Origin of the sequence: Streptococcus sp. SPS1, assembly GCF_030439915.1 — a bacterium.
Lineage (GTDB): Bacteria > Bacillota > Bacilli > Lactobacillales > Streptococcaceae > Streptococcus.
Window position 1 is genome coordinate 196,503 of sequence record NZ_JAQFJG010000003.1, and the last position, 22,258, is coordinate 218,760.

Sequence of the window (22,258 nt, forward strand, 5' to 3'; positions counted from 1 at the left end):
TTTACTGTAAAACCTTCTCAAATATCTTTTAAAAATAAAAAGAGGCAAAGACCTAGTCCTGCCCATTATTTTCTTATCTACTTGATAATACCGTCAATGCTAAGGCAATGGCTAGCCAGAAAAAGACTAAAATCCCTGTCAAACGCTGCATTACAGCTTCAAAACCGCGTGCTTTACTGCGTTCAAACAAATCACCTGAGCTGGCATCAAATACATTGCTGGATTGGTTTTTGGTTGGTTGCATGAAAATCGCAATCACAATCACAACAGATAATACTAATAAAATGGTTAATAATAGGTTATACATATCAAACTCCTTAAAATCCCTATTATTTTACCATAAAATCTACTTAGATTCAAGATGTAGGGTTACTTTTCTTTCCTTGGGACAATACTTTAAAACCTCAATCTTGTCTGGATGGGTTTTTGAATTTTTACTGGTTAGGTAATTGATACTGCCACAAGAGGAGCATTTGAGATTAATTTTTACTCGCACTAGATTTCCTTTACTTTTAATAATGTTCGAAATTGAAGCAGGTTAAAGAGGCAACTAAAGGCAACACAAAGGCTTGTCGCATAAAAGACAGCATGGTAGCCAAATTGACCTGCTACTGCAGAACCTGCCATGGGACCAACGACACCTCCCAGATAAAAGAATACCTGATTGAAGGCAAAGACCCTCGAAATACCAGCTTTGGGCGTCATCTTGCTGAGAAGAGCATTAACTCCGGGAATCAAGGCACCGGTTCCCAATCCAAAGAGGAAACGATAGAGTCCTAGTTGAAGGGGGCTAGAGGCATTGGCACAGAGGAGATAGATGATGACTGAATAAAACTGGGCTACAACCAAGAGGCGATGGTTGCCCACCTTGTCACCTAGCTTGCCCATAACTCCTGCACTCATCATACTGGAAAAGCCCATACTGGATACAATCAAACCAGACACAAAGAGAAGATTTTCCGTCTGACCTAAGTCGCGCACATAAAGTGCTAAAATAGGGCCAATCGATTGGGCTGAAAATTGGATGACAAAACTGGTTAGAAAGAGGTTGACCAAGAGATAGGGATATTTAACTGATGTAAATAATTCCTTTGTTGGAATGGCCTTTTCCTTGGCTACTGGTTGAAAATCTTCCTTAATAAAGCAAATAGTTAAAACAGCAGCTAAGAATAGAAAACTACCAACTAGTAAGAAAACAGTACGAATGCCAAATAATTCTGCAATAAATCCCCCGATAAAGGGACCAGTTAGAGTACCTGCAACTACGCCTGTAGACAAAGTACCTAAGGCAGAGCCTGATTTTTCCTTGGGAACCTGACTGGCTATCAAGGCAGTTGCATTAGGAACAAATCCTGCAAATACACCGTTTAATAAACGAAGAAAGATTAACCAATAAATATTTGGCACAAAGGCCAAGCCTCCCATAGTGATAGTCATGGCAAGCCCAGCCCGAATCATCATGGGTTTTCGACCGTATTTGTCAGCAAGGATACCCCAGATAGGAGAAAAGAGCGCCGCGGAAATAGCAGAGACAGAAATAGCTAAACCTGCAAAAAAAGCAACTTGCTCTCCCCCTACACCCAAACTTTCCACAAAGATGGGCATAAAAGGCACAACTAAGGAAATACTGGCTCCTGTCAGAAAATTACCAAACCAGGCAATGCGCAGATTATCCTTCCAGTTAATCTCTGTCATCTTGCTTACCTCCCTCAAGAAGGGAGAACACCTGAGTAAGAAGCTGGTCCTGATTCCCATTGTTGTTTAAAACATGGCTGGCCAAATCTTTCTTTTTCTCTAAAGGCCACTGGGCTGCCAGACGAGATTCAGCTTCATCTTTGGACAACTGGTCCCTTTTCATTAAGCGTTCTACTTGGACATCTCGGTCCACATAGACCAACCAAGTCTCATCAAACCAAGAGACGTAGTCCTGCTCAAAAAGTAGGGGAATATCCATGAAGAAAATCTCTTCTGTCTGAGCCAATTGGTCTCTTAATGTAGCTAGTTCCTTACGGATAATCTTTCCTTGGATTTGCTTAGACCATTCTCGTTCTTCAGGATTTGAAAAGATAAGACTAGCTAGGATAGGGCGATTAAGTTCTCCGTTTTCAAGGATGATTTCTTGCCCAAAATGCTGGACTAGAGCCTGAAACAAACGACCACCAGGTTTCTGTAGTTGGTGGACGACTGCGTCGGCATCAACCGCTTGAAAACCTTGCTTTCTTAGAAAATTTGTCACGGTTGACTTACCAGAGGCAATTCCTCCAGTGATTCCAATGATTTTTCCCATCAATTCCTCCTTTGGCAATGAGGACAAAAGTGGGTTCCACGTCCACCTAGTTGGATTTTCTCAATGATGGTACCACAACATGAACATTCTTGACCAGCCTTGTCATAGACTTGATGAAAATCCTGCATAGTTCCATCTTCCCCAAAGGCATTGGTATAGGTCCGAATGGTGGAACCACCTTTTTCAACAGCCTGTCCCAATACAGCAATGGTCTGGTCATGAATGGCAGTCACTTCTGCTGCTGTCAAAGTCTGGGAAGGTCTAGCCGGATGAACCTGAGCTCGCCAGAGAACCTCATCCACATAGATATTGCCAAGTCCAGCTACCAAAGTCTGGTCCAAAAGATGGGATTTGATAGGCTTTTTAGACTTGGATAGGGCAGATTGAAAGACCTGTAAATCAAAGTCTTGTTCGCTTGGTTCAGGACCTAATTTTTTAGAAATAAAGTAGGCGTCTAAAAGGTCAGGAGCCAAGAGTTCCATAGTACCAAACTTGCGAACATCCTCATAAACAAGCGTGCCACCATCCTCAAATTGGAAGAAAACATGGGCATGCTTGCGTTCAGGTGCTTGGTCTGGATAGTAAAAATACTTACCCTCCATCCGTAGATGGGAAATCAAGACCTTGTTTGTCAGGCAGAAAAGCAAATATTTTCCACGACGTCCCATTGACTCAACAATCTGATCAGGCACTTCCTTTTGAAACTCGTCCAAATCTGTCTTAATCATCTTGGGATAGCAAATTTCTACACTCGAAATCTTCTTTCCCAAAATCAATTTTTCTAAGCCACGACGAACGGTTTCAACCTCAGGTAATTCAGGCATAAGTCCTCCTTCTGTAAAAACAAGAAGCAGGCATGAGCCCACCTCTACTTAGTATTCTTTTTCATTATAGCCAAAGTCAGCCAAATCTAACTTTTTATCGCGCCAGTTTTTCTTGACCTTGACCCAAGTTTCTAGGAAAACCTTGTCCCCTAGCATGAGTTCGATATCACGACGGGCCATAGTCCCAATTTTCTTGAGCATGGTACCACCTTTACCAATGACAATCCCTTTTTGGCTATCACGTTCGACCATGATGGTTGCTCGAATATGAACCTTGTCTGTATCCTCGTCTCGTTTCATAGAGTCCACCACTACAGCAACTGAGTGAGGAATCTCTTCACGAGTTAGGTGTAAGACTTTCTCACGAACCATTTCTGAAACCAAAAAACGTTCTGGATGGTCTGTGATTTGATCAGACGGGAAATATTGGAAACCTTCGTCCAGATTTTCACTCAAAATATCCACTAGACGAGAAACGTTATTCCCTTGAAGAGCTGAGATTGGAACGATTTCCTTAAAGTCCATTTGATTACGAAAATCATCAATCTGAGACAAAAGCTGGTCTGGGTGAACCTTATCGATTTTATTCACCACCAAAATCACAGGAACCTTGGCAGCCTTGAGGCGTTCGATAATCATATCGTCCCCTTTGCCACGCGCTTCATCAGCAGGCACCATGAAAAGAACGGTATCCACTTCGCGAAGGGTACTGTAGGCAGATTCTACCATGAAATCTCCAAGGGCAGTTTTAGGCTTGTGAATCCCTGGTGTATCGATAAAGACAATCTGCTCCTTATCAGTCGTGTAAATTCCCATGATTTTGTTGCGCGTTGTCTGCGCCTTGTCACTCATGATGGCAATCTTTTGCCCCATAACGTGATTTAAAAAAGTTGACTTCCCAACATTGGGACGTCCTAAAATGGCTACAAAGCCTGATTTAAAAGTCATAATTTCCTCTTACTGTTTAAAATATTAAATCCCAGATTCGTGGGAGAAAAATCAATGCGCCTGTTAAGGCTGCGAAAAGAGAGATCACTAATACCGCGCCAGCCGCCATATCCTTGGCATTTTTAGCCAGCATGGAAAAGTGATAGTGACTGGCCAAATCCACCACATTTTCGATAGCAGAATTGATAATCTCAAAAGCTACCACCAAGAAAATGCTCAATAGGAGAAAGAGCCATTCGATTCGTGACACCTGAAAAACAAAACCTGCAAGGATGACTACTAGAGCCGTCACGGCATGTTTTCGCATATTTCGTTCTTCCTTGATGGCAGTAAAAATTCCTGTGATGGCAAATTCTAAACTAGATATCAGGTCACGATTTTTCCATTTTCGTTTATTGTCTTGTGAGTCCATAGGCTGTCAAAATTTCTTCTTGTAAACCGAACATCTCCGCTTCTTCTTCCGGAGTGTAGTGATCATAGCCGTTAATATGTAAAAAGCCGTGTACTGCCAAGAAGCCCATCTCACGCTCAAAGCTATGGCCATATTCCTCGGCCTGCTCATGAGCCTTATCAATAGAGATGAACAATTCCCCAATATAGGCATCAAACTCAGACATCATCTCTGCCAATTCCGGATTTTCAAGCAAATCTTCCTCGTCAAAGGCAATTTCCAACTCTGGTTTATACTCAAGGCTAATAACATCTGTCGGACGATCTGTGTCACGGTACTCCAGATTGAGTTCATGACTACGTTCATTAGTCACAAAGGTAACTGCCATCTCCTTGTCTTCTTTTCCTAATTTTTGGGCTGCAAATTCCAAAATTTCTTGGGTTTGTTGCAACATTTCTTTTGAAACTTGACCAGTTTCATCTACCATTTCAATATACATGTGCTTCTCGTTTCTCTTTACTTGGCTTTATTATACCACATTTCCATGATTTTATTCTACCTTTTTGATATAATACTATGGAATACAATCACAAGGAGAGAACGATGTCATTTGACGGATTTTTTTTACACCATATGGTTGAGGAATTGCGAAGAGAGTTAGTGAACGGTCGCATCCAGAAAATCAATCAACCTTTTGAACAAGAGTTGGTCTTGCAAATCCGTAGCAATCGCCAAAGTCATCGCCTGCTCCTTTCTGCACATCCAGTTTTTGGACGCATTCAGCTGACCCAAACAACTTTTGAAAATCCAGCCCAACCCTCTACCTTTATCATGGTTTTGAGAAAATATTTGCAGGGTGCCCTGATTGAGTCGATCGAGCAAGTGGAAAATGACCGTATTGTGGAAATGACAGTTTCCAATAAAAACGAGATTGGAGACCATATTCAGGCAACATTGATTATCGAAATCATGGGAAAACACAGTAATATTCTACTAGTCGATAAAAGTAGTCATAAAATCCTCGAAGTTATCAAACACGTCGGCTTTTCACAAAATAGCTACCGTACCTTGCTTCCTGGATCGACCTACATAGCTCCGCCAAGTACGGAATCTCTCAATCCTTTTACGATCAAGGACGATAAACTCTTTGAAATCCTACAAACACAGGAAACGACAGCTAAAGACCTTCAAAGCCTCTTTCAAGGTCTGGGACGTGATACGGCAAATGAATTGGAAAGGATACTGGTTAGTAAAAAACTTTCCACTTTCCGAAACTTTTTCAGTCAAGAAACCAAGCCCTGCTTGACAGAGACTTCCTTCAGTCCAGTTCCTTTTGCAAATCAGGTGGGAGAGCCTTTTGCCAGTCTTTCTGATTTGCTGGACACCTACTATAAGGACAAGGCTGAGCGCGACCGCGTCAAACAACAAGCCAGTGAACTCATTCGCCGTGTTGAAAATGAACTGCAGAAAAATCGACATAAGCTGAAAAAACAAGAAAAAGAATTACTGGCGACAGACAATGCTGAAGAATTTCGCCAAAAAGGGGAATTGCTAACAACCTTCCTCCATCAAGTGCCTAACGACCAAGACCAGGTTATCCTGGACAACTACTACACCAACCAACCTATCACGATTGCTCTTGATAAGGCCTTGACTCCCAACCAGAATGCCCAACGCTATTTTAAACGGTATCAGAAACTCAAAGAAGCTGTCAAATACTTGACTGATCTGATTGAGGAAAACAAGGCAACCATTCTCTATCTGGAAAGTGTAGAAACCGTCCTCAACCAAGCTGGACTGGAAGAAATCGCTGAAATCCGTGAAGAATTGATTCAAACTGGCTTTATCCGCAGAAGACAACGGGAGAAAATCCAGAAACGCAAAAAACCAGAACAGTATCTGGCCAGTGATGGTAAAACCATCATCTATGTCGGTCGAAACAATCTTCAAAATGAGGAATTGACCTTTAAAATGGCCCGCAAGGAGGAACTTTGGTTCCATGCCAAGGACATTCCTGGAAGCCACGTTGTCATCTCAGGAAATCTTGACCCATCTGATGAAGTCAAGACAGACGCAGCAGAGCTGGCCGCCTACTTCTCTCAAGGTCGCCTGTCAAATCTGGTTCAGGTGGATATGATTGAAGTCAAGAAACTCAATAAACCAACTGGTGGAAAACCCGGCTTTGTCACTTACACAGGGCAAAAGACCCTCCGTGTCACACCAGATCCAGAAAAAATCGCATCCATGAAAAAATCCTGATTTTACTTGAAATCAGGATTTTTAACTTATACTCAATGAAAATCAAAGAGCAAACTAGGAATCTAGCCGCAGGCTGTACTTGAGTACGGCAAGGCGAAGCTGACGCGGTTTGAAGAGATTTTCGAAGAGTATTACTACTTACTCAAATCATATTCAATTATAGAACTAATCTTTGCCACCTAGTTTCTCATTGATTTTCATCATCACACTAGCAATTTTCTCGCCCCAATAAGGGTCTGAGGCATATTCCACATTCATACCAGATGCCTTGTTTCCAAGGAAAGTTCTGCCCCTATCGATATAATTTTCCTTAATCCACTTGCTTGCACCTAAAATTCCCTTATCCACATCATCAAATGTCTTGGCAGAAAGGTACGGGGTCGTATCATAGGCTGTAATTCCAAAGAAATTATTCTTATCTTTGGCAATCTTACTTCGTCCCCAGTCACTTTCTAAAGCACTATGGGCAAGGAGGTAAAGGGCATTGATATGGTAATGTTCTTCGGCTTCCTTAAAGGTAGCTCCCTTATTTTCCAAGAGGCTATTGTTAATGTTTAGCAAACTAAATACCTTATCCAAGTCTTCAGCACTATAGTTTGTAGCCTCTGTCAAATCTTTGAAAAGGAAGGGATTCTCAAGCTTAAAACCATCAAAATGCAGCCCATCTGCCGAATAATATTTCTTGCCTACTTCCATATCAGAAAGATGAGAAGCTACTGGGATACTAGCATTCTGAGCCACATAGTGATAAAAACGGTGGCCATCACTCTCATAATAAGGGATAAAGTCCTTACTAGCATCTAGTGCTTGTAAATCTTCTGTTTTCATATAGCCTGACAAACCAGAAATAGTAATAGCCAAGCGCTTGTCATCACTTTTTCTATCCTTATCTAGCCAGACGACACTACCTTGCGATATATAGGAGAGCTTTTCACCATCTGCATTATAAACATTTGCTGTGACAGGAACTACTTGATAGTAAGCAGCATTTTCGTTTGTAGCTTTTTCTCCAAGCCATTTACCGTCGCTTCCAAGCTGATAACCATCTACTGTCTCATTTTTCGCCATGTAGCCACCGGATTTGCAGTAATACCAGGCTTGACTTTTAGAATCGTAGACCCATTCTTTTTCAGCCATTTTCCCATCAGACTTGAGGTAAAACCATGACTCTTTATCCCAAATCCATTCATCTTTTGCCATATAGCCACCGGATTTGAAGTAGTACCAGGCTTGACTTTTAGAATCGTATACCCATTCTTTTTTAGCCATTTTGCCATCAGACTTGAGGTAAAACCAAGATTCCTTATTCCAAATCCATTCATTGGCTGCCATATAGCCACCGGATTTTAGATAATAATAGTGACCATTTTTGAAAATCCATTCTTTGTCAGCATGTTTTCCATTTTCTTTGATGTAAAACCAAGATTGGTATTGTTTGTCAAAAAGCCAACCTTGCTGTACTTTGGCACCACTGGCATTCACATAAGCCTGGTCAATCCACTGACTTGTCAGTAGATAACCACCAGATTTAAAATAATAGTCCTTCCCTTTAATTTGGAGCCATTCTTTCTCTGCGTGCTGGCCATCTGCTTTGATGTAAAACCAAGCGTCGTATTGAGAGTCATAGACCCAGTCTTCTATTACTTTGGCACCTGTTGCACCGACATAGGAAGTTCCTACCCAAGCATTTCTTTTCATCTTCCCATTTTGGTCAAGATAATAGAAGGCTCCCTTGTCTTCTACCCATTCTGACTTGGCCATATAGCCACCAGATTTGAGATAATAATAGTCGTCACCTTGTTTCAGCCATTCATTTTCAGCATAGTCAGCATCTTCTTTTATATAAAACCAAGATTGATAATGAGTATCAAAAACCCACTCATTCGCTGCTTGACTACCGTCTGCTTTCAGGTATTGTTTTCCTTGCCAAATACCATCACTGGCCATTACACCCTCTGGACTAGCTAAGAAAAATAGCAGGGCTAAAAAAATAAATCTTACTTTCTTCATTAACCTTCTTCCTCTGTTCTTATTTATTTTATTGTACCAAAATTCTCTTAAATTTATATTACAAACTAATAAAAAATCAAGAACAGATTGATTGCAGCTTACTTCAGAGACTCTTTTACTTCCTGACGGAGATTTTCTAAACTGCTAATGCCGTATTTATCCATGACTTTTGGTAGATTTTCGATGATATCAGGGCAGGCATAAGGATTGGTAAAGTTGGCTGTTCCAACTCCAATAGCAGATGCTCCAGCCAGATACATTTCTAGGGCTGCTTCTGCCGAATCCACTCCCCCCATTCCAATGATAGGCAGGTCTGTTGTTTGGGCGACTTGGCGGATGAGTTTGAGGGCTACTGGAAAGACTGCTGGACCAGACATTCCACCTGTTCCATTGGCCAAAATTGGTTTTCTGGTTTTGAGGTCAAAGCGCATTCCAACCAGAGTATTGATCATGGTCAAGCCACTGGCTCCCGCATCTTCTGCAGCTTTTGCGACAGTGACAATATCTGTCACACTAGGGGTTAGTTTGACATAAACTGGCACTTCGGAGGCTTCCACAGCTGCTTTCACCACATCATAAGCCAAATCTGGGTCTTGACCTATCAAAAGTCCGTGATTACAGTGGTCAACATTGGGGCAAGAAATATTGAGTTCAATAGCCTTTACATTGGCTGCCTTGGAAATACCATGAGAAACAGCTGCATACTCTTGTTTTGAAAAACCAGCCACATTAGCAATAATAGGAAGATTTGGATATTCTCTTTCCAACCAAGGTAGCTTTTCAGCCAAAACAACTTCCAAACCCGGATTTTGCAAGCCAATTGCATTAAGCATACCAGCGGGTGTTTCTGCCACTCTTGGAGTTGGATTGCCAAAGCGTGGTTCAAGGGTTGTCGCCTTGATCATAATAGAACCTAAAAGGTCTAAATCATAGTACTTGGCATACTCTTGTCCAAAACCAAAACAGCCTGATGCTGGAATAATCGGATTTTTCAAATCCAAACCAGGTAGAAAAACTTGTAAACGATTTGTAGTCATGATTTTCTCCTTATAATACAACTGTTCCTGTGCGGAAAACAGGGCCATCTTCACAGACACGTTGGCTGACCGTCTCGCTTTCTGGCACTTTTAGGACGCAGGCATAACAAGCTCCCATCCCACAAGCCATACGAGATTCCAGAGATAGATAGGCTCTTGGGTGGTCATAAAAGGTTTGATTGATATACTTCATCATTCCAGGCGCCCCACATGAGTAAACAGCATCAAATTGATTGTCTAAATCCTTGATAACAACGGAAACATTTCCCTTGATACCATAAGAACCATCATCTGTCGTTACAAAGACCTGACCATAGTGAGCTAATTCCGTCTCTAAAATAACAGCAGCCTTATTAGCAAAACCGAGAACTATCACTACTTTCACACCACGCGCATGCAATTCCTTGGCCACCTCAAGCAAGGGCGGTACACCAATCCCCCCACCAACAAGGAGAACCTGATTCTGCTCATCAAGGTCAGACAAATCAAAACCATTTCCCTGAGGACCCATCACATCAAGAGTATCTCCCTGACTTAAGGTTGAAAAAATAGCTGTCCCAGCTCCCTCAATCCGATAAATGAGATGACACTGCTTGTTTGCCTTGTCAATAGACGAAATTGAAATAGGACGACGCAAGAGATGAGCATCATCAGGTACACGCAGATGAAGAAATTGGCCTGCTCGCATAGCTTCAACCATTTCTCCTTCTAGGACTAGTTCAAAGATTGCTGGCGCGATTTCCTCCTGTGCAACCACCTTCATGGTTTCCAAACGAATGGCACCCAAACGTTTCTTACATGTGGGATTCATGACTTTTCCTCCTTAAATTTTAAGGGGACCAGACAAAGAAAAGACCTTGCTAGTGCAAGGCCTCAGTTAAAATCGTACAACAGAAGAGAGCACACCCAAAAAGTCTCCTCTAGAAAATTGTACTATTCTTTTATCCGACACCTTGTGAGTCTCTCTGGACTCCCCTTAAAGGTTAAATTTTTACTAGTATACTCTTTCAGCTAAAAAAAGTCAAGTAGAAAACGAATATTCTACTTGACTTCACGAGATTATTTTTCACGAATGACTTCGACCTTGTAGCCATCAGGGTCTTTGACAAAGTAATAGTTAGGTGCAGTTCCTGGTAGACCATTTGGCTCAGTCACTTCATATCCTTTGGCACTGTGCTCTTGATGAAGCTCCTCAAGATCAGGTGTACTGAGGGCGATATGGGCAAACCCATCTCCAACCACATAAGGACCGTGATCGTAGTTATAAGTCAACTCCAACTCATAGTCGTCACCCTCAAGACCTAGATAGACAATCGTGAAGGCATGGTCTGGAAAATCTCTGCGACGCAATTCTTTAAATCCAAAAGCATCTTGATAGAATGCAATTGATTTTTCAAGATTTTCTACTCGCAAGCAAGTATGTAGCATTTTTGAAGCCATATTTTTCTCCTTTATTTTTAAAAAGACTGGACAATCCTGTTCCAGTCTCATCAGTTGTTATTTACCAAGTTTTGCTTTAGCCGCATCTGCAAGAGCTGTGAAAGCTGCTGCATCGTTAACAGCCAAGTCAGCAAGCATTTTACGGTTAACTTCAATCTCAGCCAATTTCAAACCATGCATCAATTGTGAGTATGAAAGTCCGTTCATACGAGCTGCCGCGTTGATACGAGTGATCCACAATTTGCGGAAGTCACGTTTTTTCTGACGACGGTCACGGTATGCATAGTAGTAAGAGTTCATTACTTGTTCTTTTGCAGTACGGAACAAGATGTGTTTAGCTCCATAGTAACCTTTTGCTAATTTAAGAATACGTTTACGACGTTTGCGTGATACAACGCCACCTTTAACACGTGCCATGTTTTATTTCCTCCAAATATTTCCTAGAATTGTTTACTTACAGTCAAGCTATTATTTCAAGCGAGTAAGCATTGCTTTGATACGTTTGTAATCTCCTGAATGCACCATAGATGCTTTACGAAGATGACGACGTTGTTTCTTAGTTTTTCCGTGGAAACGGTGAGAAGTGTAAGCACGGAAACGTTTAAGTCCACCAGAACCTGTACGTTTGAAACGTTTAGCTGATGCGCGGTGTGTTTTTTGTTTTGGCATGATTTTTTCTCCTTTATTTAACTTTCTGACAATTATTTTTTGTCAGTCGCTGGCGCCAATTGCATGAACATTTGACGTCCATCCATTTTAGCACGTTGTTCGATGATGGCAATATCTTGAGTTGCTTCAGCAAACTCGGCTAAAACTTTTGCACCAATCTCTTTATGGGTAATCATACGACCCTTAAAGCGAATAGATACCTTAACTTTATTTCCTTTTTCAAGGAATTTGCGTGCATTGCGAAGTTTTGTATCAAAGTCACCCTTGTCAATCGTTGGACTTAGACGAACTTCTTTCACAGTAACAACACTTTGTTTTTTACGTTGTTCTTTTTGCTTCTTCTGGTACTCAAATTTGAACTTACCGTAGTCCATAATTTTTGCAACAGGCGGTTTGGCTTGGGGTTGAATCAATACTAGGTCAACATTAGCGTTATCAGCCAAAGCTTGCGCTTCACTGAGTGGCTTGATGCCTAGCTGTTCTCCTTCAAGACCAATCAAGCGAACTTCACGTACACGAATCTCATCATTGATGAATAAGTCTTGCTTTGCTATGGTTTTCACCTCTTTTGTTTTATTAGAGAAAAACAATAGCGGACTCGTAAATATACAAGCCCGCACGTTATGATAGCGTTTCTTAGAAACTTTTCATCCGTAGGGCCAGGCAACTTAATGTCACAAGGCGAGAAGCTCTCACTTCTGCTTTTCTCAACTTTTATATGATACCAAGTTTTCTAGTTCTTGTCAAGATAAAAAGTTATTTTTTTGAAAAGTTTCTGTTTGTATTTTGCCTTGGTTTTCGATTCAAAAAGAGAGAATCAAGTTGATTCCCTCCCTATATTAGTTTTTCTTTAGCTTCCCCATAGGAAAACTAAGCCTTAAAAACTTCTTTTTTACATGAACTTCCCCATCTTTCGATAAATAGAATCCCCACTAACAAAAGGATAATCAGGCAAGGAAGTAAGACCATCCCCATGCTCCAATTCAGATTGACATTATCAATCAGCTTAGGTAATCTTCCAGACAAAATATCCACTGAACGCAAGTAAGTAAAGGGAATCAGATGTGCAATCTCTTGGAGAGGCTGAATGGTTTGGATACCAAACAACAAGCCAACAATCCCAATGAGGGAAAGAAAGAGGACAGGCATTTTTTGCTTGAAAAAGTAAGCAATCAAGTAGACGACTTCCACAATGACGATAAAAGCTAAGAAAGCTAAGAGCAAGCTAGGAAATAACACATCTTGTATTTTTCCAATAGTCACCTCTTGATTCGTTAAGCTATAGATTGGATAGGGATAATCTAACTGTCCAAAACCACTTATCAGACTTCCCGCTAGAAAAGAAAATCCACAGATTCCGATAAACAGCACAGTTACATAGCCCACTCCAACTCCAAGAGAGGACATGGCAAATGTCACTTTTGAAAAAGGATATAACTGAGCTGTATCGAGATGATTTTGATATCTTTCTGCGAACAGTTGTGTTAGCATAAAAATAATAGCAACCACAAACAAGGTTGGGATGATTACCTCTAAAATCCAGACAATCTGATCAATCCCGTGGGTAGGAAACTCCAAAGTATGTGCTTTTATGTTCAAAGGATACAGGGCTTGGTAAATCTTCCGTTCACGGTCAACCCCCATTTTTAATTCAGAGCTAGAAGTCGGGTCATTTGATACAAATTCATAATTATTCTCTTCATCTTGCCACTGCAAATAGTAGGCTTCTTTCCAGCGCCCTTCTTTTAATAAAGTCAGAATTTCTGTCTTTCGCGTCAAAAGATTTTTTTGCAAGTCTAAATCACTTTTAGCAATCTGGTATTCCTCCGAGCTGGTGTCAGACATTTGGGAGAGCTTCTCTTCATTTTCATTGATAGCTCTCTCGTTGGCTGCAATACGAGTTTCCAACCTGCTCTCCAAGCTGAATGAGTTTGCAGTCCGACTATTGAAATAAAAGGTAACACCGAGTACAGATGCAAATAAAAGTAAGATAATCCAGTTTAAACGACTTTTGAAAACTTTCTTTAACAAAAATAGGCTAACATCTTTCATAAACTAAACCTCTTCTATCTGCCCCTGATGAATGGTTACCATGCTATCGCAAATCTCCACTAACTCCTCTTTGTAGTGGGAACTCAAAAGAACCAGCTGTTCTTGCCTATTGATTTGTGCTAACCTATCAAAAAACTTCTGTCGATAATACTCGTCTAAACCATTGGTAATCTCATCCATGAGCCAGCATTTCGCTTGACTCAGGAAATACATGGCAATCACCAAGCGTTGCTTCATGCCTAAGGAACACTTGCGGATGGGAAGGCTGATATAGTCAGACATTTCCCAGTAGGTGATTTCATCCCTCAAGTTTAGGTCTGACTTCCAGATATTTTTTATGAGACAAAGATAGTCCATCCCACTTAAGTTTTCATCCAGCCATTCAATACTCTCATAATAAAATAAAGAAGGAGGGACTGCGATATTTCCACTACTTATAGGAATTAAATTGCTAATGGCGCGGAACAGGGTCGTCTTTCCAGAACCATTGATAGCAAGAATACCATAAATCCTACCCTTTTCAAATGTAAAATCAACATCTTGTAAGATGACTTGTCTCGTTTTTAGGGTAACATGAGTAAGCTGCAACATATCTAGCCCTCCTTTTTATCACTCTTTAAGGATTAATAGCCTCCGCTGTAGTAGTTTATTACCTCATAACGATCATAGTTCCAGCCTCCGCCAACTTTATACTCAGAATAGCTGTAATAACGAGGCCATGACGGAATATCAATATATCTATGTCTGTGATAATTCATACTAGACCTATAGAAGATATTCCAATCATACCGATAAGTTTTAAGAACGCTCACAGCAGATACACTGGACTGAAAAAGACCAATAATCATAAACTAACTAATTAAACGATTTTTACTAATTTTTAATGGTTTTATATCATCAAAATCGAATACGCTTTCATTATATCGTTTTTATCATTATTATGCAATAGATTTTTAGTTTATTTTACTAATATATAATACTTTTCCTTCCTATCGAACGCTTTCGATTTTCCAACTATTCCACCCTTTAAAGCGTATAGCTCCTTGTTGGTCAGTTCGGTAAACTTTGCTATTGATACCTTCCAGTCGTGTCAAAGTTTCCTGATGTGGTAATTTCGTTCGATTACTCTTTCTAACTGAGATGAGGGCAATCTCTGGTTTGAGTTTTTCTAGAAAGGCTGAACTTGATGATTTTTTATTGCCATGTTGGCCAGCTTTCAAAACATCCACTTCTAGGTCAGGATAGTGCTTCAGCATGTCCTTCTCTCCTTTCTCCCCCAAATTTCCAGTAAAGAGAAAGTGCTTATCCAAGAATTTCCCATACAGAACCAGTGAATCTTCATGACCTCCATCTCCAATTTTCCTTGGAGATAGGACTTCTAGCTGACTTCCAAAAATGGGTAAGTTCTCTCCTACTGTCACACTACGCACGCTAGTTTGAGTCGCCTGTAGTTCTGCCACAAATTCCTTCTGTTTCAGACTGCCTTTTGATACTAAAATTTCCCCTACATGGAATGCCTTGGTCACCTCCAACAAATCTCCAACATGTTCCTTGTCCGTGTTGGTCAAAATTAGCTGGTCAATCTTGGCTACTCCTCGACTTTTAAGATAGGGAATCAAGGTTCGCTGAGCATTGCTGGTCGTCGTCTTTTCTTGCCATTTTTCGATTTTCTTATCAGATTCTGCCTTGCCACCTACATCTATGAGAATAGTTTTACCAGCTACATCCCGTAGGAAAATACTTTCGCCTTGCCCCACATCCAGCATGGTGATTTCATTTTCTAGTGGATACTTGGTCAAGAAAAAGAGACCTGTAATCAATAAGCTCAACACCATTAGCCTTTTAATGTTTTTCCTCAAATCATAGACTAAAGCCAAGGAAATTAACAATAAGATTAAAAGCCATGCATTGGGCTGTCCAAAGACCAGAGGTCTACTTGCCACCTGTGATACAAAGCGAATCATTCCCTCCAACCATTCAAAAATAAAATTAAGCTGAATGACTGGATAGAGAAAGGAAAGGGCAAATAAGATAGGCAAGAGCGGTAAGAAGACCATGTCAAATAGAAAGGAAAAGACAAAGGTCAAGAGGATGGACCAAGGTTGAAATTCCGCAAAATAGAAGGATAGAATGGGTAATATTCCCAAAGAAATAACCAGACTTTCTCTGGCAATAGCCTTAAGTCCCTCCTCTTCTTTGCTGGTCATGGTCAAGATAAAAGCATAAGCACAGGACAAGACTCCTCCTGCAGTCAGGAAAAAGTTGGGCATGATGATAAAGAGGACAAGCACCGTCAAGGCAAAATTATCCAAGCCCTTAACACCATGTTGAGCCAGTAACTTTTGTAAGAGACTGCGAATGACCGAAGCTGAAAATCCTGTCAGACCTGTATAAATAAGGGAAAAGGGATAGGTCAGCCATTTCAACTTTTCTTGGGTCAAGCCCAATCGCAAGAGAAGTTTCTTAAATCCATCCATGAAAAAGCCTACCTGCATACCCGACAAGGCAAAAAGGTGGATAATTCCTAAACTAGAATAAAGCTCATTCATCTCCTCAAAATCTGTGTCCAGATGTCCTAATAGAAGCCCCGTCATGTAATTGCGCATAGGGTCTGGAAAGTGCATCTTAATCCAAACTACCGCCTTTCGACGTAAACTGGATAGATTTTCTCCTATATCCCAACTGCCAATCTTTTGAAGTGACTGGATTTTTTTGATAGTAAGCGTCTGGTAAATTCCCTGAGTCTTCAGATAGGCTTGATAGTTAAATCCACCAAAATTTCTCTGTCCTTCTGGCTCCGAAAGTTTTCCTTCAAGTTCTATCTCATGAAGGTCTGTTAAGACTTGAAAGGCTTCTTTCTCCTCCTCGGACTGGAGTTTATAATAGACTTGGAAAGTACGACCGCTAGACTTGCCACGAAAGGATAGACTATCACCATTGACCTTAATAGTGTCAGGCAAAATCCGTACCCTTTCAACAGAATCCGCTAGGTTTTGACTAGCTTGACTCTGTTGCCAAGTTTGAAAGAGAAACCAGAAGCCAAAGATTCCGCAAATCACTAGAAATTTGCTAGCAGACTTCCACGGAAATTGGATAAAGAGACAGACTAGCAGAAAAACGAAGCCCAACAAAGCAAGATAGGATGCAGAAAAAATGGCGTAGTAAAGCCAGAGCAATAGAAAACTCAGATAGATTAGGGGAAGGGGGAAATTCTTAATCCACTGTAACATAGTCTTTTAGCTTTTCTATCGTTTTAGCACCAATGCCAGAGACCTTCTTAAGTTCATCAACCGACTTGAACTTGCCATTTGATTCACGATGGTCTATAATATCCTGAGCTCGTTTGCCACCCAATCCCTTTACCTGCTTGAGCTCTTCCAGACTGGCCTTGTTGAGATTGATCTTCTTGTCCTTGCTTGTTGAAGAAGCTGTCCCCGAACTAGTATGTTGACTAGCTGCTTCTTCTCCCTTAGTGGGAACGTAAATCAGAGCCTCATCACTAACTTTCTGAGCTAGATTGAGCCCCTTGCTGTCTGCTTGCTCTGTCAAGCCACCAGCCTTCTGAACAGCATCATTGACTCGACTACCTACCGGCAAATCATAAATTCCAGGTGCTTTAACAGCGCCTTTTACATCTACTGTGATTAGATCTTGTTCAACCGGTTCTTCCTTTTCTTCCTTCACTTCCTTTTCGGTCGATGAATCCTTGGAAACAGCTGCAACTTCTGCCTGCAAATTCGTTTCCTTGACAGGTGTTTGTGGAGCTGGTTTTAGCAGGAAAAATCCTCCTACAAGCAAGCCCAGACCAGTACAGATGACAATGATTTTATACTCTTTGATTTTCTCGATAATTGCTTCCATATTTTCTCCTCTCTTAGATTATTCGTAAGAGGAAGAAAAAACAGTTGAAAATTCCTTCTCAACTGCTTATTTATTTGCAAAATAGTCTTCCTTGGTCAATACATAATGAACTCTTGTAACGATTCGGCCTTCTTCATGCTGGTCCATACAAGCATATGGTTCTGCATGTGAAAAACGCATGCCTGATTTCTCCATGACCTTTCCTGACGCGGGATTAGCCTTATCGTGTAAAGCAACTAACTTATTCATTCCTATCTTCTCAAAAACTAGCTTAATTACGGCACGATTGGCTTCTGTCGTCAATCCTTGATTCCAATACTTTTTATTGATAATGTAGCCAATAGCTGCCTTCTTAAGAACAGGATCAATCTTGTGTAAGTCAATAGTTCCGATAAATTTGCCATTGCTTTTTAGTTCTATTCCCCAACGTCCCAAGGGATTGGCAAGATAAAACTGAGCAATATTATTTTTAGTTTCTTCTAAATTTTGATTGGTTAGAAAAGTGTAACGTGTATTATCCTTATCCGAAGCATAGTCAAACATAGCTTCCGCATCATCTAAGGTTACAGGTCTAAGCAATAAACGCTCTGTCTCGACTATGGGATACTGGGCTAGTTTTAAAAAGATTGATTCCATACGTTTCCTCCGCTTGAAAAGTTTCTAACTAATATAAGGATATTGACTGAAATATTGTATTGAGATAACTTTAAATACAAAAGAACTATCCTTCAGACAGAGGTTGAGACTCTAATTCTTCACTCTCTTCATTCTTGACAGGTGCTGGTTCATAAGCTCGGATAATCTGAGCAACAACTGGATGGCGAACCACATCCTTGGCTGAGAAATGAACAAAGTCGATTTGGTGAATGTTCTTGAGTTTTTCTTGAGCGTCAATCAAACCGGACTTGACATTACGTGGTAGGTCAATCTGACTGATATCTCCATTGACAATCATCTTAGAATTAAAACCTAGACGAGTCAAGAACATCTTCATCTGCATGATAGTCGTATTTTGCGCCTCATCGAGAATGACAAAGGCATCATCCAAGGTCCGTCCACGCATGTAGGCAAGGGGAGCAATTTCGATAATTTCACGCTCCATGAGACGAGTCGTCTGGTCTTTTCCCAGAATCTGATACAAGGCATCATAAACAGGTCGAAGGTAAGGATCTACCTTCTCTTTAAGATCACCCGGAAGAAAACCTAGACTTTCACCCGCTTCCACTGCTGGACGAGTCAGGATAATCCGCTTGACCTGCCCACGTTTAAGGGCAGTCACTGCCAAGGTCACTGCAAGAAAGGTCTTCCCTGTCCCTGCGGGCCCAATTCCAAAGGTTACATCATGCTGTTTGACACTGTCCACATAAAGTTTTTGACCCAGTGTTTTGACACGGATAGGCTTTCCTGTATTATCTTTGATGATTTCTTCTTCATAAAGGGCGACAAACTTGTCGATTTCATCGTTTTTGACCATGCTAATCGCAGTCACCACATCTGGCGTGCCAACGGTCATCCCACGATTGACCAAGACCATCAAAGCCTGAATAACCTGACGGGCTTCCTCACAGGCAGTCTCTTCTCCCAAAACCTGGACAATCTCCGTACGGGCATGAATCACCACATCAAGCTCTTCTTCCATCAAACGGAGATGGCGTTCATTGGAACCAAAAAGATGAAACAGGTCATCTGGATGACTCAGTTGAATGTCTATTGAATGTTCCTTCAAATAAAGAACCTCTCTAATCCTTTTATTTCTTTTTATTATAGCAAAGGGATGGAGAAATTACTAGCCCAAACCCAGTGAATCATGCTAGTGTTCTAAGTATTCTTGCCAGATAGCGTCAAAGTCTCCTAGGTTGAAAGAGAAACTAGCGTGCTCCTCCAAAAAGCGACTGACCTCATCAAAATCATCGGTGTGTTTTGGGAAGGAAGACTCTTCAAAAGCTAGGTCTGCCAAGATAGCCTTAGGACTGTTACTTTTAGGATTGCGCTCAGTCATGAGCCAAGTGTAAAATGATTTTCTCATATGTCACCCTAAATCAACTCTGTCCCAAACTGGTCTTGCTTGATTTTACCAGCCTTCATCAAGCCGCCAAGTGCTTTCTTGAACTGACCTTTAGAAATGCCAAAGGTTGCCTTGATGTCATCAGGAGATGACTTATCATTTAAGGTCATGAAACCGCCATTGCTTTCCAAGTAGGTCAAAATCATCTGAGCATCGTTTTCCAACATTTCAAAGGAACGTGGTTTGAGAGAGAGGTTCAAAGTACGGTCCACTTCACGAAAACCAATAACACGCGCATCTAAAACTTGACCCAAACGTGGCTCTGCATAGCGCTCGCTAGGATGGATAAAACCAAGCATATTATTCTCTGGCAGGTAAACAAAAGTTCCTGACAGCTTGAGACGGTATACAATGGCTGGCCAGTTTTGGTTCTGCATGTTGTTGTAGGCAGGACGAGCCAGACGTTGGAAGTCTTCTTGATAGGCTAAGAGTCCCCAGATACGGTCTTTCTTGTCCACTTCAAGGCGGATGTAGAGTTTGTCGCCCTTCTTAGGCCAGAGTTCCTTGAGCTCAGGGAGAATATCGAGTGACACAACGATTTCCTTGTCAGGAAGGCCTGTATCCACAAAGACACCCAAGTCTTTACGAACTTCCGTTACAGTTCCCCAACCAAATTGGTCCTGAGTGGCAGTCACTTCTAAGGTTGTCAGGCGGAGCTTTTGCTTCATATCTGTATAGGCGAAACCTTTGACTGTATCCCCTACTGTATGCTGACCTTCTTCCTTAGCAAGAGCATAGGTTTGACCATCCTTTTGCACAAAGTAAAAACGGTCGTTTTCATCGATGATCAGTCCAACGATAAAACTTGCAAGATTTGTATTCATATTTCCTTCTTTCGAATAAAACTCAGCCAGCAATGCCAACTGAGTTTTTCTGTTTATTTTTAGACTTCCAATAGTTCTTTTTCTTTGTTGGCAGTCATGTCGTCGATGTGTTTAACAGCATCGTCTGTTACTTTTTGAATGTCTTTTTCAAGAGTCTTCAATTCGTCTTCAGTGATTTCTTTTGCTTTTTCTTGTTTCTTAGCCTCGTCCATAGCATCACGACGGATATTGCGGACAGCCACTTTAGCATTCTCACCGACTTTCTTCACTTCTTTAGCAAGGTCACGACGAGTTTCTTCTGTCAGAGCAGGGATAACCAAGCGAATAACAGAACCGTCGTTAGCTGGTGTGATACCAAGATCAGAAGCGTTCAAGGCACGTTCGATGTCTTTCAATGAAGACTTGTCAAATGGTGTCACCAACAAAACACGCGCTTCTGGAATCGTAATTGAAGCGATTTGGTTAAGAGGAGTCTCTACTCCATAGTATTCTACATGTACACGGTCGAGCAAGCTTGCATTAGCACGACCGGCACGGATAGCACCAAATTCACGAGCAAGTGAGTGGTGAGATTGGGTCATTCTCTCTTTAGCTTTTTCAATAATTGCGTTAGCCATAATCTTTCTTATTCCTTTTCTTCAATATTATTTGAAACAGTTGTTCCGATATTTTCACCAAATACGACACGTTTGATGTTGCCTGGTTGGTTCATGTTGAAGACAACCAAGTCAATATCGTTATCCATTGAGAGGGTTGAAGCTGTTGAGTCCATGATACGAAGACCTTTATTGATAACATCACGGTGAGTCAATTCTTCAAATTTAACAGCTGTCTTGTCCTTCTTAGGATCGGCATTGTAAACACCATCGACACCATTTTTAGCCATAAGTATGGCATCCGCTTCGATTTCAGCTGCACGAAGGGCCGCTGTTGTATCTGTTGAGAAGTAAGGTGAACCAATTCCAGCACCAAAGATAACGATACGGCCTTTTTCAAGGTGACGAAGGGCACGTCCACGGACATAAGGCTCTGCCACTTGTTGCATAGCAATAGCTGTTTGCACACGTGTATCAACCCCAACTTGTTGCAATGAATCTGCCATCACAAGAGCATTCATAACAGTCCCAAGCATTCCTGTGTAATCTGCCTGAACGCGGTCCATACCTGCTTCTGCTGCAGGTTCACCACGCCAGAGATTTCCTCCACCAATAACAAGGGCAATTTCGATACCTAAGCTATGAACTTCTTGAATCTCTTTTGCGATTGTTTGAACTGTTTGGATATCAATCCCTACGCCACGTTCACCGGCAAGGGCTTCACCTGATAACTTGATTAAAATACGCTTATACTTGGGATTCGCCATTTTCACTCTCCTTCTTTTATCCTACCTATTTTATCACAATTTCTAAGATTTTTATAGTATCATGAGCAATTCTTTGAAAAAAATTAGACCGTTAAAAATTCCGTAACTTCTCAAAGTAATTTCCACTTGCCTAATCAAAGTGGAAATTAGTCTAAAACGGATTTTTATGGTGGAATTAAGTGTGAGACGTTTGAGTTAGAAATGAGGTCTACTATGACAAAACATAAA

Annotated in this window: 27 protein-coding genes and 1 other annotated feature; of the genes, 1 reads left to right on the forward strand and 26 read right to left on the reverse strand. The window is 41.1% G+C overall.

Going from position 1 to position 22,258, the window contains the following annotated elements:
• Positions 1-73: 73 nt before the first annotated feature.
• The 8 genes from secG to ybeY are packed head-to-tail and all read right to left on the reverse strand — an operon-like array spanning position 74 to position 4,949.
• Positions 74-307 carry a preprotein translocase subunit SecG gene (secG, locus tag PCY12_RS04110; RefSeq protein WP_000282517.1) on the reverse strand — a complete coding sequence of 78 codons (234 nt, stop codon included), beginning with the start codon at positions 305-307 and terminating at the stop codon, positions 74-76.
• A 39-nt stretch (positions 308-346) separates the two neighbouring features.
• Positions 347-496, reverse strand: a complete 150-nt coding sequence (rpmG, locus tag PCY12_RS04115) for a 50S ribosomal protein L33 (RefSeq protein ID WP_001809104.1) — start codon at positions 494-496, stop codon at positions 347-349.
• A complete protein-coding gene (locus PCY12_RS04120) occupies positions 496-1,695 on the reverse strand; it encodes a multidrug efflux MFS transporter (protein WP_301351690.1) in 1,200 nt (399 codons plus the stop codon). The genes rpmG and PCY12_RS04120 overlap by 1 nt, the downstream gene beginning before the upstream one ends.
• Positions 1,682-2,287 (reverse strand): dephospho-CoA kinase, encoded by a 606-nt coding sequence (gene coaE, locus PCY12_RS04125; protein ID WP_000516177.1) that lies wholly within the window; start codon positions 2,285-2,287, stop codon positions 1,682-1,684. Before coaE ends, PCY12_RS04120 begins: the two co-directional genes overlap by 14 nt.
• Positions 2,287-3,111 (reverse strand): DNA-formamidopyrimidine glycosylase, encoded by an 825-nt coding sequence (mutM, locus tag PCY12_RS04130; RefSeq protein ID WP_301351692.1) that lies wholly within the window; start codon positions 3,109-3,111, stop codon positions 2,287-2,289. The genes coaE and mutM overlap by 1 nt, the downstream gene beginning before the upstream one ends.
• A 48-nt stretch (positions 3,112-3,159) precedes the next feature.
• The gene (gene era, locus PCY12_RS04135) at positions 3,160-4,059 is read right to left on the reverse strand and encodes a GTPase Era (protein ID WP_301351695.1); all 900 of its coding nucleotides are present in this window, start codon (positions 4,057-4,059) and stop codon (positions 3,160-3,162) included.
• A gap of 16 nt (positions 4,060-4,075) precedes the next feature.
• A complete protein-coding gene (locus tag PCY12_RS04140; RefSeq protein ID WP_261014219.1) occupies positions 4,076-4,471 on the reverse strand; it encodes a diacylglycerol kinase family protein in 396 nt (131 codons plus the stop codon).
• Positions 4,452-4,949 carry an rRNA maturation RNase YbeY gene (gene ybeY / locus PCY12_RS04145; protein WP_000275156.1) on the reverse strand — a complete coding sequence of 166 codons (498 nt, stop codon included), beginning with the start codon at positions 4,947-4,949 and terminating at the stop codon, positions 4,452-4,454. Before ybeY ends, PCY12_RS04140 begins: the two co-directional genes overlap by 20 nt.
• 104 nt (positions 4,950-5,053) lie before the next feature.
• On the opposite strand from ybeY, the gene pavA reads away from it, so the two are divergent.
• Entirely contained in the window at positions 5,054-6,709 is a 1,656-nt protein-coding gene (gene pavA / locus PCY12_RS04150) for an Rqc2 family fibronectin-binding protein PavA (protein ID WP_301351697.1), read from the forward strand.
• Between the two features lie 165 nt (positions 6,710-6,874).
• Here the strand turns inward: pavA and PCY12_RS04155 are convergent, their stop codons facing one another.
• The 18 genes from PCY12_RS04155 to pyrH all read right to left on the reverse strand — a co-directional run bounded on the left by PCY12_RS04155 (position 6,875) and on the right by pyrH (position 22,030).
• Positions 6,875-8,776 carry a glucosaminidase domain-containing protein gene (locus PCY12_RS04155; RefSeq protein ID WP_301351722.1) on the reverse strand — a complete coding sequence of 634 codons (1,902 nt, stop codon included), beginning with the start codon at positions 8,774-8,776 and terminating at the stop codon, positions 6,875-6,877.
• Between the two features lie 41 nt (positions 8,777-8,817).
• Positions 8,818-9,804 carry a dihydroorotate dehydrogenase gene (locus tag PCY12_RS04160; protein WP_301351698.1) on the reverse strand — a complete coding sequence of 329 codons (987 nt, stop codon included), beginning with the start codon at positions 9,802-9,804 and terminating at the stop codon, positions 8,818-8,820.
• Complete coding sequence (locus PCY12_RS04165; protein WP_301351700.1) at positions 9,767-10,567, reverse strand: dihydroorotate dehydrogenase electron transfer subunit; 801 nt, start codon at positions 10,565-10,567, stop codon at positions 9,767-9,769. Before PCY12_RS04165 ends, PCY12_RS04160 begins: the two co-directional genes overlap by 38 nt.
• 248 nt (positions 10,568-10,815) lie before the next feature.
• Positions 10,816-11,196 carry a VOC family protein gene (locus tag PCY12_RS04170; RefSeq protein ID WP_301351702.1) on the reverse strand — a complete coding sequence of 127 codons (381 nt, stop codon included), beginning with the start codon at positions 11,194-11,196 and terminating at the stop codon, positions 10,816-10,818.
• A gap of 57 nt (positions 11,197-11,253) precedes the next feature.
• Positions 11,254-11,613, reverse strand: a complete 360-nt coding sequence (gene rplT / locus PCY12_RS04175) for a 50S ribosomal protein L20 (protein ID WP_000124834.1) — start codon at positions 11,611-11,613, stop codon at positions 11,254-11,256.
• Positions 11,614-11,664: 51 nt separating this feature from the next.
• Positions 11,665-11,865 (reverse strand): 50S ribosomal protein L35, encoded by a 201-nt coding sequence (gene rpmI, locus PCY12_RS04180; protein ID WP_001125943.1) that lies wholly within the window; start codon positions 11,863-11,865, stop codon positions 11,665-11,667.
• Between the two features lie 32 nt (positions 11,866-11,897).
• Entirely contained in the window at positions 11,898-12,428 is a 531-nt protein-coding gene (infC, locus tag PCY12_RS04185) for a translation initiation factor IF-3 (RefSeq protein WP_000848180.1), read from the reverse strand.
• A gap of 15 nt (positions 12,429-12,443) precedes the next feature.
• Positions 12,444-12,575, reverse strand: a sequence feature (ribosomal protein L20 leader region).
• A 160-nt stretch (positions 12,576-12,735) separates the two neighbouring features.
• Entirely contained in the window at positions 12,736-13,917 is a 1,182-nt protein-coding gene (locus PCY12_RS04190) for a hypothetical protein (RefSeq protein WP_301351703.1), read from the reverse strand.
• 3 nt (positions 13,918-13,920) lie between these two features.
• Positions 13,921-14,508 (reverse strand): ABC transporter ATP-binding protein, encoded by a 588-nt coding sequence (locus PCY12_RS04195; protein ID WP_112443609.1) that lies wholly within the window; start codon positions 14,506-14,508, stop codon positions 13,921-13,923.
• A gap of 32 nt (positions 14,509-14,540) precedes the next feature.
• Complete coding sequence (locus PCY12_RS04200; RefSeq protein ID WP_301351704.1) at positions 14,541-14,765, reverse strand: hypothetical protein; 225 nt, start codon at positions 14,763-14,765, stop codon at positions 14,541-14,543.
• Positions 14,766-14,906: 141 nt separating this feature from the next.
• Positions 14,907-17,147 carry a DNA internalization-related competence protein ComEC/Rec2 gene (locus PCY12_RS04205; RefSeq protein WP_301351706.1) on the reverse strand — a complete coding sequence of 747 codons (2,241 nt, stop codon included), beginning with the start codon at positions 17,145-17,147 and terminating at the stop codon, positions 14,907-14,909.
• Entirely contained in the window at positions 17,131-17,778 is a 648-nt protein-coding gene (locus PCY12_RS04210; RefSeq protein WP_301351707.1) for a helix-hairpin-helix domain-containing protein, read from the reverse strand. The genes PCY12_RS04205 and PCY12_RS04210 overlap by 17 nt, the downstream gene beginning before the upstream one ends.
• A 66-nt stretch (positions 17,779-17,844) precedes the next feature.
• A complete protein-coding gene (locus PCY12_RS04215; protein WP_301351709.1) occupies positions 17,845-18,414 on the reverse strand; it encodes a GNAT family N-acetyltransferase in 570 nt (189 codons plus the stop codon).
• An 85-nt stretch (positions 18,415-18,499) separates the two neighbouring features.
• On the reverse strand, positions 18,500-19,504 hold the full coding sequence (locus PCY12_RS04220; RefSeq protein WP_301351710.1) for a PhoH family protein: 1,005 nt from the start codon (positions 19,502-19,504) through the stop codon (positions 18,500-18,502).
• Positions 19,505-19,588: 84 nt separating this feature from the next.
• Positions 19,589-19,804, reverse strand: coding sequence for a YozE family protein (locus tag PCY12_RS04225; protein ID WP_001232089.1), 216 nt, complete (start codon positions 19,802-19,804; stop codon positions 19,589-19,591).
• Between the two features lie 8 nt (positions 19,805-19,812).
• Positions 19,813-20,667, reverse strand: coding sequence for an RNA-binding virulence regulatory protein CvfB (gene cvfB / locus PCY12_RS04230; protein ID WP_001095456.1), 855 nt, complete (start codon positions 20,665-20,667; stop codon positions 19,813-19,815).
• A gap of 59 nt (positions 20,668-20,726) precedes the next feature.
• Complete coding sequence (gene frr / locus PCY12_RS04235; RefSeq protein ID WP_001262220.1) at positions 20,727-21,284, reverse strand: ribosome recycling factor; 558 nt, start codon at positions 21,282-21,284, stop codon at positions 20,727-20,729.
• A gap of 8 nt (positions 21,285-21,292) precedes the next feature.
• Positions 21,293-22,030, reverse strand: a complete 738-nt coding sequence (gene pyrH, locus PCY12_RS04240) for a UMP kinase (protein WP_000002996.1) — start codon at positions 22,028-22,030, stop codon at positions 21,293-21,295.
• Positions 22,031-22,258: the final 228 nt, after the last annotated feature.

Coding starts and splice junctions, on each gene's coding strand:
- frr (WP_001262220.1), bottom strand. CDS start 21,284: ATGGCTAACGCAATTATTGAAAAAGCTAAAGAGAGAATGACCCAATCT.
- secG (WP_000282517.1), bottom strand. CDS start 307: ATGTATAACCTATTATTAACCATTTTATTAGTATTATCTGTTGTGATT.
- PCY12_RS04165 (WP_301351700.1), bottom strand. CDS start 10,567: ATGAATCCCACATGTAAGAAACGTTTGGGTGCCATTCGTTTGGAAACC.
- cvfB (WP_001095456.1), bottom strand. CDS start 20,667: ATGAATACAAATCTTGCAAGTTTTATCGTTGGACTGATCATCGATGAA.
- PCY12_RS04190 (WP_301351703.1), bottom strand. CDS start 13,917: ATGAAAGATGTTAGCCTATTTTTGTTAAAGAAAGTTTTCAAAAGTCGT.
- PCY12_RS04210 (WP_301351707.1), bottom strand. CDS start 17,778: ATGGAAGCAATTATCGAGAAAATCAAAGAGTATAAAATCATTGTCATC.
- PCY12_RS04195 (WP_112443609.1), bottom strand. CDS start 14,508: ATGTTGCAGCTTACTCATGTTACCCTAAAAACGAGACAAGTCATCTTA.
- coaE (WP_000516177.1), bottom strand. CDS start 2,287: ATGGGAAAAATCATTGGAATCACTGGAGGAATTGCCTCTGGTAAGTCA.
- PCY12_RS04200 (WP_301351704.1), bottom strand. CDS start 14,765: ATGATTATTGGTCTTTTTCAGTCCAGTGTATCTGCTGTGAGCGTTCTT.
- PCY12_RS04120 (WP_301351690.1), bottom strand. CDS start 1,695: ATGACAGAGATTAACTGGAAGGATAATCTGCGCATTGCCTGGTTTGGT.
- rpmI (WP_001125943.1), bottom strand. CDS start 11,865: ATGCCAAAACAAAAAACACACCGCGCATCAGCTAAACGTTTCAAACGT.
- mutM (WP_301351692.1), bottom strand. CDS start 3,111: ATGCCTGAATTACCTGAGGTTGAAACCGTTCGTCGTGGCTTAGAAAAA.
- PCY12_RS04170 (WP_301351702.1), bottom strand. CDS start 11,196: ATGGCTTCAAAAATGCTACATACTTGCTTGCGAGTAGAAAATCTTGAA.
- PCY12_RS04160 (WP_301351698.1), bottom strand. CDS start 9,804: ATGGCCCTGTTTTCCGCACAGGAACAGTTGTATTATAAGGAGAAAATC.
- pavA (WP_301351697.1), top strand. CDS start 5,054: ATGTCATTTGACGGATTTTTTTTACACCATATGGTTGAGGAATTGCGA.
- PCY12_RS04140 (WP_261014219.1), bottom strand. CDS start 4,471: ATGGACTCACAAGACAATAAACGAAAATGGAAAAATCGTGACCTGATA.
- pyrH (WP_000002996.1), bottom strand. CDS start 22,030: ATGGCGAATCCCAAGTATAAGCGTATTTTAATCAAGTTATCAGGTGAA.
- ybeY (WP_000275156.1), bottom strand. CDS start 4,949: ATGTATATTGAAATGGTAGATGAAACTGGTCAAGTTTCAAAAGAAATG.
- PCY12_RS04205 (WP_301351706.1), bottom strand. CDS start 17,147: ATGTTACAGTGGATTAAGAATTTCCCCCTTCCCCTAATCTATCTGAGT.
- PCY12_RS04225 (WP_001232089.1), bottom strand. CDS start 19,804: ATGAGAAAATCATTTTACACTTGGCTCATGACTGAGCGCAATCCTAAA.
- rplT (WP_000124834.1), bottom strand. CDS start 11,613: ATGGCACGTGTTAAAGGTGGCGTTGTATCACGCAAACGTCGTAAACGT.
- PCY12_RS04215 (WP_301351709.1), bottom strand. CDS start 18,414: ATGGAATCAATCTTTTTAAAACTAGCCCAGTATCCCATAGTCGAGACA.
- era (WP_301351695.1), bottom strand. CDS start 4,059: ATGACTTTTAAATCAGGCTTTGTAGCCATTTTAGGACGTCCCAATGTT.